Consider the following 12,562-nt stretch of genomic DNA (forward strand, 5'->3'; position numbering starts at 1 on the left):
TTGAAGAATGTTCTTTTTATACATAAGAATATTTTACAACAAAAAGTGACAAAGGAAAACCCCAAAACCCCTCATGAGTGAGGGGCAGGGGAGTTGAGAGTGCCGAAGGCACTTTGTTCTAAAAAATCCAGCCTGTAATACAATGATTTTCGATATTGTTTAATATCACCATATAGATTGTTTATATATCTCTATAAATGAATCATATTTCCTCCTGAACCCGAGTATCTGATAATATTAACTATAACAAATGCACAGAAGGAGAGGGAAAATGGAAGAAAAACAATTCATTCATGACATTGTGGCAGAAAAGGCAGATATCATTGCCGGAATCAACCGGGCCGTGTGGGATTATGCGGAATTTGGTTATCAGGAAGATCAGAGTGCGGAGAAGATCAAGGCGGTTTTAAGACAGGAAGGCTTTGAGGTGGAAGAAGGGGTGGCGAAGATCCCAACTGCATTTGTGGGAAGATACGGAAGCGGTAAGCCTGTCATCGGAATTTTGGCCGAGTATGATGCTTTACCGGATTTAAGCCAGAAAGCCGGATGTGCGAAGCCATGTCCCATCGAAGGAAAAAAGTACGGACATGGATGCGGCCACAGCGCCCTGGGGGCAGGGGCCGTAGGGGCGGCGATTGCGGTGAAGGAGTATTTACAGAGGACCGGAGTGACGGGAACCGTGGAATTATACGGATGTCCGGCCGAGGAGACTGGATTCGGCAAGGCATTTATGGTAAAGGAGCACTGCTTTGACGGCATTGATGCGGCGTTCAGCTGGCATCCGATGGACGGCAACATGTCCATGTCGGTGAGAACGGTAGCCTATTATAAGGTCCGGTTCGATTTTAAAGGAAGGACCGCCCACGCGGGAGCGGCTCCGGAGCTGGGGCGCAGCGCACTGGATGCCTGTGAGCTGATGAATGTGGGCGTGAATTACCTGCGGGAACACATTATTTCCGATGCCCGTGTGCACTATGCGTATTTAGACTGCGGTGGAGAGGCCCCCAACATTGTACCGGATCACGCCTCGCTTCTTTACTTTATCCGTGCTCCAAAGCTCGTTCAGAGCGGAGAGATCCTGGAGCGCATGAGAAAGATCGCGGAAGGCGCCGCGCTGATGACAGAGACGAAGGTAAGCATCAAGGTCTTAGGTGGCTTAAGCGACACGATTCCCAATCCGACGCTTTCCAGGCTTTTGTCCGATGCGTACCTGGAAACCGGCGCCCCGGATTTTGGGGAAGAGGAATTCGCCATTGCGAGAGACTTCCTGGCCGCCATGCCGCAGGAGCAGAGAGAGCGGGTGGTGAAAAACGGAGCAAAGCAGAACGGAATCAGCGAGGAAGAATTTGCGAGGCGGCCTCTCAATACCTTTATTATGCCTTACACGCCTGCCATGAGAGACAAAGTGATGACCGGCTCCAGTGACGTGGGAGACGTGAGCTATCAGGTACCGACCGCTCAGATCACGGCGGCGGCGGGAATCCCGGAGACTGGCGCACATACATGGCAGATGACGGCACAGGTGGGAACCTCCATCGGTGACAAGGCCAGCCAGGCGGTAGCGCGTGCGATTGCCCTGGCCTGTGCGAAGATCTATGGAAATCCGGAGATCCTCGATACCGCAAAGAAGGAACTGGAGGAGGAAACCGGCGGAGTATACCTTTCACCGATTCCCGAAGGAGTCCAGCCAGGAGCGATATCCTGACCAGAGGGGATTTCCTGTCCAGAGGAGATATCCTGACCGGAGGGGATATCCTGACCAGAGGGAATATCCTGACCAGAGGGGATATCCTGACCAGAGGGGATATCCTGACCAGGGGAAATTTCCTGACCAGGGGAAATATCCTGACCAGAGGGGATTACCTGACCAGAGGAGATTACCCGACCAGAGGGGATTACCTGACCAGAGGGGATTACCTGTCCAGAGGGGACTACCTGACTAGAGGAGACTACCTGACCAGAGGAGATATCCTGACCAGAGGGGATATCCTGACCGGGGAGATTTCCTGACCGGGAGAATTTTCCTTGCCAGGAAATGATCCCTGCCATATAAAAAAGGAGAAAAGAATCATGACATTTAACGAAATAATGAACAGTCCGCTTCTCTACGCGTTAGTCGGGGCGGGAATCGTATATATCCTGATATTCTGCGTAATTACACTGAGAAAAGCATACCGTCACGGTCTGGAAATCGGCCTGACAAAAGAGAAACTGAAGACGGCTATTACCTCATCGGCCATCTATTCCATCGTCCCCTCCATTTCCATCGTCATCGGTCTGTTCAGTCTTGCGGCTGTTCTGGGAGTCCCGTGGTCATGGTTCCGTTTATCCGTGGTGGGCTCCGTTACGTATGAACTGATGGCGGCCGACATGGTAGCCACGGGAGCCGGCTATGAATCCATCGCTGCGCTTAACGCGGCGGGAGATGCCTCCATCGTCGGTACCGTCATGTTTGTTATGAGTATCTGTATTCTGGGCGGGATTGTCGGCGTCCTGATCTTTGGAAAACGGGTGCAGACCAGTCTGCAGAAGGCGAAAAACACACATGGAGCGATGGGCGCGCTCCTGACCGGCGTGCTGTCCCTGGCCATCATTGAAGCATTCCTTCCGATTCAGATTATGAAGGGACCGGTCTATTTGGCGGTAGTCGTTACCTCCTGCGTGATCGTCATGATACATATGGCTGTTATTAAGAAATTTAAGATTCTCTGGCTGCGAAATTTCGTCATGGCAGATACGCTTTTGCTGGGCATGGCGTCGTCCCTTTTGTGGGTCAGGATACTTGGTTAATGGGGAAAAGGAAAGGAAGGTATTATCATGGATAAAAATTACGAGACAAGCATCCACCGGACCGGGCGTATCGGCGTCATCATAGCAATTGGGTTTATGCTGGGAATTCCTGCGGTCATATCCACGGTCTACGGCGTATGGCCGGAGAGCATCGGACAGATATTTGCAGTGGGAGGCGGACTGCTGGCAGTCTTTCTGCCCACAAACATTGCAGAGGTACTAAGCTACACGCCGATCCTGGGCTCCTCCGCGTACTTAACCTTTTTAACCGGAAATGTCATGAACTTAAAAATACCGGTGGTCATCAACGCCCAGGTGCTCACAGATACCTCACAGGGCACGGATGAGGGAGACACCATTGCGACGATCGGCGTCGCGGTTTCCTCCATTGTTACCACACTGATTATTGTGCTGGGAGTCATTCTCCTGGTACCGCTCCGCCCGCTGCTTACGAGTCCGGCGGTTCAGACGGCGACTCAGTACCTCCTTCCTGCACTGTTCGGCGGAATTCTCTTAAGCTTTGTCAATGACGACTGCGGAGAATACGAGGCAAAGGGAAAATCACTCACCATGATCTTTCCGCTGATTCTGGTGTTTGTCATCAATGCATTTTACCCGCTGGGGGGCAAAGAGGGATTCGTAGTGCTATTGTGTATGGGTGTCACGGTAGTCTGTGCCATGGTGATGTATAAGACCGGGATCATCAAAATGACGCTGAAGAGCGAATTAAAGGCCAGAAAGAAAAATTAATGGAAATGCAGGGGGTTAAATAATCCCCTGATTAAAAAAGAGGAATGTCCACTCATTCAATTGAGCGGGCATTCCTCTTTTTTGTGGAGATCGTTTACTTCCGGGAACATGCGGCGGACGATGACGATAAGAAGCGGCAGAGAATCGATCGCAGTAAGTGAAACACCGTGTTTTTGTCTATTTTGTACAATTATTGCTCTGTATATCGTATATCCTTCACATAGACATCATATCTTCTGCGTGTTATGATAGGTTCAAATAAAAGGTAATACCTATTACCTAATACTATTCCGCAGGAGGATTTTATATGAGTTATCAGAGCCATGAATACTATTTAAGACGTGCAATTGAGATATCCAGGGAGGCCCGTGCTGTGGGCAACACGCCCTTCGGAGCGCTTTTAGTGAACAAGGACGGAGACATTGTGATGGAGCAGGGGAATATCGAGATCACAGACAAAATCTGTACAGGTCATGCGGAAGCAACTCTGGCCGCACGTGCATCCCATGAATTTACAAAGGATTTTCTCTGGGACTGTACCTTATATACCACAGCGGAACCATGCGCAATGTGTGCCGGCGCCATCTACTGGGCCAATATCGGCCGCGTAGTTTATGGCATGACCGAGCGCCGTTTGCTGGAGCTGACTGGCAGCAATGAGCAGAATCCAACCTTTGACCTTCCCTGCCGTGAAGTATTTTCCCGGGGACAAAAGGCAATTGAGGTGGTGGGACCTGTTCCGGAAGTGGAAGCAGATGCAGCCAAAGTTCATGAAGGCTATTGGGACTAGCAGGAGGACCTTATATGGATATGTTTTCTGAGAAAATAAGCCCTGGCAAGAACCTGCTGGTAGGCTTCCAGCATGTGTTAGCCATGTGCCCCGGAACCATAGCGGTTCCTCTTATCATGGGCGGCGCCATGGGGCTGGATGCCAGGACCACTGCGTTTCTGGTATCAGCCAACCTTTTTACCAGCGGAATTGCCATTCTGATCCAGGTATTTGGTCTGAGCAAATACATAGGCTCCAGATATCCTATCATTCTGGGCTCCTCCTTTGCGCCTCTGGCTCCCATGATCATGATTGGCAATACTTACGGCCTTCCCACCCTGTTTGGAGCCATTATGGTATCCGGTGTCCTGATCTTTCTTCTTTCCTTTTTCCTGGATAAGATTCTTATGCTGTTTCCGCCGGTGGTCGTTGGTACCTTCGTTACACTGATCGGTGTCAGCCTGGCCCCTACGGCTATCCAGGATCTGGCCGGCGGAGCCGGCAGCAGTACCTATGGATCGGTGCAGAATCTGCTGCTGGGGTTTGGCGTTTTAATCTTTATCATCCTGGTGGAGAAGTTCGGCAAAGGAATCTGGCGGGCCATGTCTCTTCTGCTGGGGATTATCGGCGGAACGGTGGTCGGGGCTTTCCTGGGAATGGTGGATATAACACCAATTCAGGAGGCAAGTGCATTCCGGCTGGTGACACCCTTTTACTTTGGTACACCGCAGTTTGAGGCGGGTTCCATATTGATTATGACCATTTTCTGTATCATAAATATGATTCAGTGCATTGGCGTCTTCTCCGTTTTGGATGAGATCGCCGGAACACATACAGACAATGCCACTAAGATTAAAGGCATCAAGGCGCAGGCGGTTTCACAGGTTATTACAGGAGCCTTTAACTCCGTCCCCTCCACCATGTTCAATGAAAATGTCAGCCTGATCGACCTCACAAAGATAAAAAGCCGCTCGGTAATTGCGACGGCCGGAGTGATGATGCTTCTTCTTGGCATATTCCCCAAGGTATCTGCGGTGATAACGGTTGTTCCGAAGGCAGTTCTGGGAGGAGCCACCCTGGCTCTGTTTGGCGTCATTACTTCCTCAGGCATCTCCATACTGTCCAAGCTGAATTTCTTTGAAAACAATAACTTCACGATTGTAGGAACCAGTATTGCCATTGGCGTTGGTGCCACCTTCGCCTCAGATATCTTTGCAGGTCTTCCCTCCACGCTCAGCATGATCTGCAGCAATGGCCTTTTTATGGTAAGCGCCAGCGCCATTCTTCTAAATCTTCTTTTAAATGGAAGCAAGGGTTTGAAACGTTGACAAAGAGCCTCCCACCAACTATGATTAAAGAAAAAGGCAGGAGGCTATCACATGGAGTACCAGAAGCTGAACACACTGACACTTTCCGAGCAGGCAAAGCGTGAAATACATAAATATATCAAGAACATGGACCTTTCCCGTAATAATAAGCTTCCCAGAGAAGAGGTGATGGCTGAGATGATCGGTGTCAGCCGCATCACCATACGACAGGCGTTCAATGACCTGGCCTCAGAGGGCATTATCTTTCGCCGTCAGGGAAAAGGCACTTTTGTAAACGTAGATTCTCTCAATATTAAGGTTAAATTCAATCCTTGTATGGAATTTACTCAAATGATTGAGAACAGTGGATATACACCTTCTGTCAGGCTGCTGAACATTCAGAAAATCGACAGGGATGAAGCCATTTGTCAGCAGCTGCAGATGGAGAGCGGCGAACAGCTCGTAGTAGCGGAGAAGATGTTTCTGGCCGATGATACGGTATGTGCTTTCTGCCGTGATTATTTTAGCTTATCACTCATCGGAGGGGAGGAGGCATTTCGTGAATTCAGCAAATATGAGAATTCCATTTTTCAATACATCTACAATCTTTCCGGTGAAAAAATCGAATGGGACAAAGTGGAGATCGACACTATTCTGACGACAGAGATCGAAGGGCTGGACCAATATGCAGATATGAATCAGCTGGGATGTAAACCTTTTTTATACTTGAAGGGAATAAACTACAGTTCATCGGATCGGCCTCTGATTCATGCCAATGAGTATATAAACACGGCCATTATAAAGTTTAATATGATACGGCAGAAAAATATACGGTACTAAAAAAGAGGAATTTCAACTCAATGAAATGAGCTGAAATTCCTCTTTTCTATACCATATTTACTCAGATTCCCGTTCCACCTTGATCTCCCAATGGATCAGGAATGTCAGTGCCGCCCTTAGGGCGATAATCGCGGCCACCACGGCCACTTCCGACAGCTGGCGGACCACTACGGTACGCAGGATCTCGCTTCCCAGCTTAAATTCCAGCCCCAGAGCCATGCCCTGGGCCAGATTCAGACGAATGGAGGGGTTTCTCTTCACGGAATCATAAATCCCGCGAAGCCCTGCCGCGATGATGACCAGAACTCCCATAAATTCGAACAGGAGAATGGTGATATCGACCACCTGCTGTAAAATTGTTTCTAATGCGTTTACCACGATACGTCCTCCTGACTGCGGCGGGTACTGTCATGCGTAAGCGATGCAGCCCTAATTCGATTTCACTTCTTTCCAGTATTCATTATAAATAGAATCTACATCGGTTCCAAGATACTGAAAGACTTCACAGTTTTTCAGAGAGTCCGTATCCGGGAATACAGCCTTGTTGTTCTGAAGATCAGAATCAAGCAGATCAAAGGCGCCCTTGTTCGGTGTCGGGTAGGTGATGTATTCAAAATTCTTTTTGGCGATATCCGGGCGGCAGAGGAAATTAATCCATTTCTCTGCATTTTCCTTATTCGGAGCGTTGGCCGGGATTACCCAGGAATCCAGCCAGAGATTGGTTCCCTCTTCGGGGATTACGTATTCCAGCGAGTAATCCAGTCCGAGATCGGCCACCTCCTGCTGAATGTAAAGCATTTCACCGGAGTAGATGACGCCCATGGCAGCTTCGCCGCCGATCATCTTGTCGCGGACCTGATCGATCACATACGCCTGAACCAGAGGCTTCTGCTTGATCAGTAAGTCTCTCGCCTCGGCAATTTCCGCCTCATTGGTGGTATTCATCGAGTAGCCCAGAGATTTTAGAGCCACCATGAATGCATCGCGGACGCTGTCCTGCATCAGGATATTGTCCTTAAATTTCTCATCCCATAGATCGGACCACTTCGTCGGTGCATCCTCCGGGGCCACCATGCTGGTGTTATAGAGGATTCCCACGGTACCCCAGCAGTAAGGCACGGAATATTTGTTGTCCGGGTCAAAGCTCCTGGACATATCCATATACTTGGAATCAATTTCCTTAATGTTAGGAACATTGTCAAAATTGATTTCGGCAAGCATGTTATTCTCGATCATCTTCTGAATCATATAATCGGATGGGCAGACTGCGTCGTATTTCACGCCGCCGGCTTCAATGACGGGATACATCTCTTCATTAGTCTCGAACATATCGTAGATGACATCAATCCCGGTCTCCTCCTTAAACTGGGCGATGACGTCCTCATCGATATACTCCCCCCAGTTGTAAACGTAAACTTCTCCGGCGCCTCCTGCTTTTTCGGCAGATTTGCCGCAGCCGCTCATGGTGACGGCGGATAATGCGGCCACGGCCGCAACGGCCATGATGGAACAAAACCTTTTTTTCATAATCTGTCTCCTTTAAAATGATCTTAATGTTTCTTCCGTTTCGGTGCAAAATTGGTAATCAGTAAGAGAATCAGCACCGTTAAGAAGATGATAGTGGACAGCGCGTACATGGATGGCTTGATGCCGCGGCGTACTTCGCTGTATATTAACGTGGATAAGGTGTTGATGCCGGCGCCGCGGGTAAAATGGGTGATGATGAAATCATCCAGCGACATGGTGAAGGCCAGCAGAAAACCGGAGAGCACGCCCGGAAGGATATCCGGAAATACAACCTTGAAAAAGGCGTAGACCGGAGCTGCGCCCAAATCCATGGCGGCCTCATAAGTACTCTTATCCGTTTGTTTTAACTTCGGCATGACACTTAAAATGACATACGGAATGTTAAAGGTAATATGTGCAATCAGAATCGTTTTAAACCCGAGGGAGATTCCGAAGGCGATAAATGCCAGCATCAGGGAGATGCCGGTCACAATATCTGCGTTCAGCATGGGAATATTGGTGATTCCCATCACAATACTGCGGGGAACACGCTTCATATTATTAATGGCGATAGCCGCCGCCGTGCCGATGATGACCGCGATGATCGAGGACAGAAAGGCGATCAGCAGCGTATTGTAGAGCGCCGTCATGATGGTATTGCTGGAGAACAGCTCCGTGTACCACCGTGTGGTAAAGCCGCCCCACTGAGTCCTGGACTTGGAGCTGTTAAAAGACAGCACCGTCATGGTCGCAATCGGAGCGTACAAAAATACCAGGATGAGGACAAGATAGAAGTCCTGAACAAAACGTTTGAGTATACCAGTCTTTTTGCCCATCAAAATGCAGTCCCCTCCCCATTTTTATCGTATTTGGCGATCAGCGCCATACTGATTAAGATAAATATCATCATGACAAGAGAGAGGCCGGAACCCAGGTTCCAGTTGCTTCCCTTGGTAAATTCCTGCTCGATGACATTGCCGATTAAGAGAATCTTGCTTCCGCCCAGTAAATTGGAGATAACGAAGGTGGTAAGCGCCGGCACGAACACCATGGTGATTCCGCTGACGATCCCCGGGATGCTTAACGGGAGCAGAATGCGGAACAGGATCTGAAAAAAGTTGGCTCCCAGGTCCTGGGCGGCATTTATGACGTTGTCATCGATCTTGGACAGTACATTATAAATAGGAAGAACCATAAATGGCAGGAAGTTGTATACCATGCCGAGAATAATGGCTCCCGGTGTGTTGATTAAGCCCTGGGTCGGCAGATGGAGCGCCGATAAAATTCCGTTGATCACTCCGTTCTTCTCCAGAAGCGTCTGCCATGCCAGCGTGCGCAGCAGGAAATTCATCCACATCGGCAGGATGAAGATGAAGACGATAAAGCTGCCCTGGCCGATGCCCCGCGACCGCAGAATGAGGGCCAGCGGATAGGCGAGGATAAAACAGATAATGGTGCTGACTAAGGACAGCCCGAGGGACAGCCACAGCGCCTTTCTGTGTTCCGCCGTGGCGATGGATAAGATATTCGCCAGGGTGAACGCCCCGCTTCTGTCTGTCAGACCGTAAAATACGATCAAAGCCAGCGGAATGATGGTGAAACCGATCATCCACATGAGATAGGGACCGGATAATAATTTCTTACTCATTGACTCCCACGGCCTCCTCATCCTCTGAAGCCGGCTTGTTCATGATCTGGATGTCGAATGGATCCACGTGGATATCCACTTCCTGTCCGACCGGGAACATATCCGTGCTGTGTACGAGCCACTCGAAGCCATCCGGTGTGGTGACTTCCATCTCGTAGTGAACGCCTTTGAAGATTAAATGGGTTACCACGCCTGAGATCGAGCCCTGTCCGGGAGCCACCAAATCGATGTCCTCCGGGCGGATTACCACGTCGACCGGCTTGTTGTTGCCAAAGCCCTTATCGACACAGACAAACTTCGCGCCAAAGATTTCCACCAGCTCATCCCGGATCATGATGCCCGGAACGATGTTGCTTTCCCCGATAAAATCAGCCACAAAGGCATTTTCCGGTTCATTGTAGATGCTTTCCGGAGAGCCCATCTGCTGGATATAGCCCTGGTTCATGACGACGATGGTGTCGGACATGGTGAGGGCTTCCTCCTGGTCATGGGTCACGTAGATAAAGGTGATTCCCAGTTCATTCTTTAAACGGATCAGCTCATACTGCATATCCTGGCGGAGCTTCAAATCCAGCGCTCCCAGCGGTTCGTCGAGGAGCAGGACGCGGGGCTCATTGACGATGGCGCGTGCAATGGCGATTCGCTGCTGCTGGCCGCCGCTTAATGAGTCCACGGTACGGTTTTCGAAGCCGTCTAAGTTCACCAGCTTTAAGGCGTACTTGATCTTATCCTGGATATACGTCCTCGGTTTGTTTTTGATCTTCAGTCCAAATGCGATATTTTCCGCAATGGACATATGGGTGAACAGCGCGTATTTCTGGAATACGGTGTTCAGCTGGCGTTTATTTGGCGGAAGGCTGGTGATATCCTGGCCGTCAAAGATGACCGTGCCCTGATCCGGCCGTTCGAATCCGCCGATGATCCGGAGCGTTGTGGTTTTACCGCAGCCGCTGGGTCCAAGCAGTGTGACAAATGTATTTTCCTTTACGGAAAGATTTAAATCGTCCAGCACAACCGTGCCGTCAAATGCCTTCGTAATGTTTTTTAAATCAATTAATGGCTGACCCATGACCCTTTATCCTCCTCGTTATGAGCACGTAAGCAGATTTCCTTCATCCGTTTCCCGTGCAGTCCATGTAATTTAAAAGCTAGGCGGAGAGCTGACCCAGATTAAGACTGCGCCGGCCTTGCTGCTTAAGTAGTGCTTTTTATCTGAAACAAAGTAAAAGGATTCCCCTTTTTTCGCTTTATATGTCTTGCTTCCTATATGAATGGAGATATTGCCCTGCAGGACGTAGCCAAACTCTTCTCCCTCATGCGGATTGTCGGGGTACGTTTCCCCGCCCGGCTCCAGTGTCAGAAGAATGGGCTCCATCATGTTCTTCTGCGCGTTGGGAATGATCCATTTGATCTCATTTTTCAGCTCCAGATCGTGCTTTTCAAAGTAATCTGTCTTTCCAAAGACGATCTGCTCCTCCGGAGTCTCGTTAAAAAACTCTCCGATGGAGGTCCCAAGGCACTGCAGGATGTCCATGAGAGTCGCGATGGAGGGGGAAGTTAAGTCCCTTTCCAGCTGGGAAATGAATCCCTTTGACAGCTCCGCACGGTCTGCCAGCTCTTCCTGGGTTAGGCCTTTTAAGATCCGAAGTTCTTTTAATTTCGCACCGATATCCATACGCTCCTCCTTTTAATAAATATAAGCCTGGAGTTTAGTTATACTAACTGATGATAATAATAACTAAAAAGTTTAGTAATAATAAACACACGGCAAAATACATTATACCGGATTTTATCCGTATGTCAATAGTTTCTCCTTAACAAAAATACATTTTTATGATATGATATTTTTAGTTTATACAAGGAACAATCCAGGAGGACGCGAATATGAAAGGAAAGTATATGGCATACGTAGGTTCCTACTCCTACAACGGCCAGGCAAAAGGGATTACGGTGTACGATGTGGACGTGGCCAAAGGCCGTTTTATACCGAGATGCGAGATGGAAGTGGACAACTCTTCCTATGTCATCGCATCGAATGACGGAAAGACCCTGTACTCCATCGCGGACGAGGGTGTCGTATCATTCCGGATTCACGAGAACGGGGCGATTACAAGGCTGAATTCCGCTAATATCAAGGGGATGAGGGGCTGCCATCTGTCTACGGACGCTGAGGACAAGTATATATTTGTATCCGGATACCACGATGGGAAGTCCACAGTGCTGAGACTGAACCCGGACGGAACAGTGGGTGACATCGTAGACGGAGTGTTCCACAAGGGACTCGGCAGCGTGGCGGAGAGAAATTTCCGGCCGCACGTAAGCTGTACGAGAAGGACTCCGGATGGCAGATTCGTTATGGTGGCCGATTTAGGGATCGATCAGGTAAAGATTTACCGGTTCGATGAAAAAGAAGAGAAGCTGATGCTGGTGGATGCACTCCGCTGCGAGCTGGAATCCGCGCCCAGATGCTTTCGGTTCAGCTCGGATGGCAGATTCTTCTATCTTTTATACGAGTTAAAGAATGTGATCGACGTTTACTCCTACGAGACGGGCGAGCGCCAGCCGAAGATCGAGAAGATACAGACCATATCCACGACGGGGCCGAAGGCGTTATCCCAACTGACCGCTGCCAGCTCCATGCGCTTATCCACCGATGAGAAGCACATGTTCTGCGGTAACGCAGGCGACAACACGGTAACCGTCTATGACCGCGACCCGAAGACGGGCCTTTTGGATTATATCTGCTGTCTGCCCATCAGCGGAAGCTACCCGAAGGACATCTGTGTATTCCCGGATGACAAGCATATCGCTTCCATTAATCATGAGAACGGCAGCATTACTTTCTTTTCCGTGGACTATAAGAAGGGCCTGCTGATCATGAACGGCAAAGAAATCAGAGTCAATGAACCCAACAGCTGCGTGATCGTAAAGGTCGGAGAGTGATTGCAGAAA

The 12,562-nt window shown here is 49.4% G+C and carries 13 protein-coding genes; 7 read left to right on the forward strand and 6 right to left on the reverse strand.

What is annotated here, in order from left to right; genetic code table 11:
* The first annotated feature begins 271 nt into the window (after positions 1–271).
* The 6 genes from H8S80_RS08840 to H8S80_RS08865 all read left to right on the forward strand — a co-directional run bounded on the left by H8S80_RS08840 (position 272) and on the right by H8S80_RS08865 (position 6,456).
* The gene (locus H8S80_RS08840) at positions 272–1,705 is read left to right on the forward strand and encodes an amidohydrolase (protein WP_002604903.1); all 1,434 of its coding nucleotides are present in this window, start codon (positions 272–274) and stop codon (positions 1,703–1,705) included.
* A gap of 365 nt (positions 1,706–2,070) precedes the next feature.
* Positions 2,071–2,790 (forward strand): DUF5058 family protein, encoded by a 720-nt coding sequence (locus tag H8S80_RS08845; protein ID WP_002604902.1) that lies wholly within the window; start codon positions 2,071–2,073, stop codon positions 2,788–2,790.
* 27 nt (positions 2,791–2,817) lie between these two features.
* The gene (locus H8S80_RS08850; protein ID WP_002604901.1) at positions 2,818–3,540 is read left to right on the forward strand and encodes a hypothetical protein; all 723 of its coding nucleotides are present in this window, start codon (positions 2,818–2,820) and stop codon (positions 3,538–3,540) included.
* Between the two features lie 307 nt (positions 3,541–3,847).
* A complete protein-coding gene (locus H8S80_RS08855) occupies positions 3,848–4,330 on the forward strand; it encodes a nucleoside deaminase (RefSeq protein ID WP_117630587.1) in 483 nt (160 codons plus the stop codon).
* Positions 4,331–4,344: 14 nt separating this feature from the next.
* The gene (locus tag H8S80_RS08860) at positions 4,345–5,637 is read left to right on the forward strand and encodes a uracil-xanthine permease family protein (protein WP_002604899.1); all 1,293 of its coding nucleotides are present in this window, start codon (positions 4,345–4,347) and stop codon (positions 5,635–5,637) included.
* A 51-nt stretch (positions 5,638–5,688) separates the two neighbouring features.
* Positions 5,689–6,456: a GntR family transcriptional regulator gene (locus H8S80_RS08865; protein ID WP_055653312.1), complete on the forward strand. Its 768-nt coding sequence runs from the start codon at positions 5,689–5,691 to the stop codon at positions 6,454–6,456.
* Positions 6,457–6,513: 57 nt separating this feature from the next.
* On the opposite strand, the gene H8S80_RS08870 is transcribed toward H8S80_RS08865, so the two are convergent.
* From H8S80_RS08870 to H8S80_RS08895, 6 genes are all read right to left on the reverse strand, one after another.
* A complete protein-coding gene (locus H8S80_RS08870) occupies positions 6,514–6,834 on the reverse strand; it encodes a DUF1622 domain-containing protein (RefSeq protein WP_002604897.1) in 321 nt (106 codons plus the stop codon).
* A gap of 51 nt (positions 6,835–6,885) precedes the next feature.
* Entirely contained in the window at positions 6,886–7,983 is a 1,098-nt protein-coding gene (locus tag H8S80_RS08875) for an ABC transporter substrate-binding protein (RefSeq protein WP_002604896.1), read from the reverse strand.
* A gap of 23 nt (positions 7,984–8,006) precedes the next feature.
* Positions 8,007–8,798 carry an ABC transporter permease gene (locus H8S80_RS08880; protein WP_025530656.1) on the reverse strand — a complete coding sequence of 264 codons (792 nt, stop codon included), beginning with the start codon at positions 8,796–8,798 and terminating at the stop codon, positions 8,007–8,009.
* Positions 8,798–9,610 (reverse strand): ABC transporter permease, encoded by an 813-nt coding sequence (locus H8S80_RS08885; protein WP_002604894.1) that lies wholly within the window; start codon positions 9,608–9,610, stop codon positions 8,798–8,800. The genes H8S80_RS08880 and H8S80_RS08885 overlap by 1 nt, the downstream gene beginning before the upstream one ends.
* Positions 9,603–10,679 (reverse strand): ABC transporter ATP-binding protein, encoded by a 1,077-nt coding sequence (locus H8S80_RS08890; protein ID WP_002604893.1) that lies wholly within the window; start codon positions 10,677–10,679, stop codon positions 9,603–9,605. Before H8S80_RS08890 ends, H8S80_RS08885 begins: the two co-directional genes overlap by 8 nt.
* A gap of 72 nt (positions 10,680–10,751) precedes the next feature.
* On the reverse strand, positions 10,752–11,285 hold the full coding sequence (locus H8S80_RS08895; protein WP_002604892.1) for a helix-turn-helix domain-containing protein: 534 nt from the start codon (positions 11,283–11,285) through the stop codon (positions 10,752–10,754).
* A gap of 209 nt (positions 11,286–11,494) precedes the next feature.
* On the opposite strand from H8S80_RS08895, the gene H8S80_RS08900 reads away from it, so the two are divergent.
* Positions 11,495–12,553, forward strand: coding sequence for a lactonase family protein (locus H8S80_RS08900; protein WP_002604891.1), 1,059 nt, complete (start codon positions 11,495–11,497; stop codon positions 12,551–12,553).
* Positions 12,554–12,562 lie beyond the last annotated feature (9 nt).

The sequence above is a fragment of the Hungatella sp. L36 genome (genome assembly GCF_014288035.1).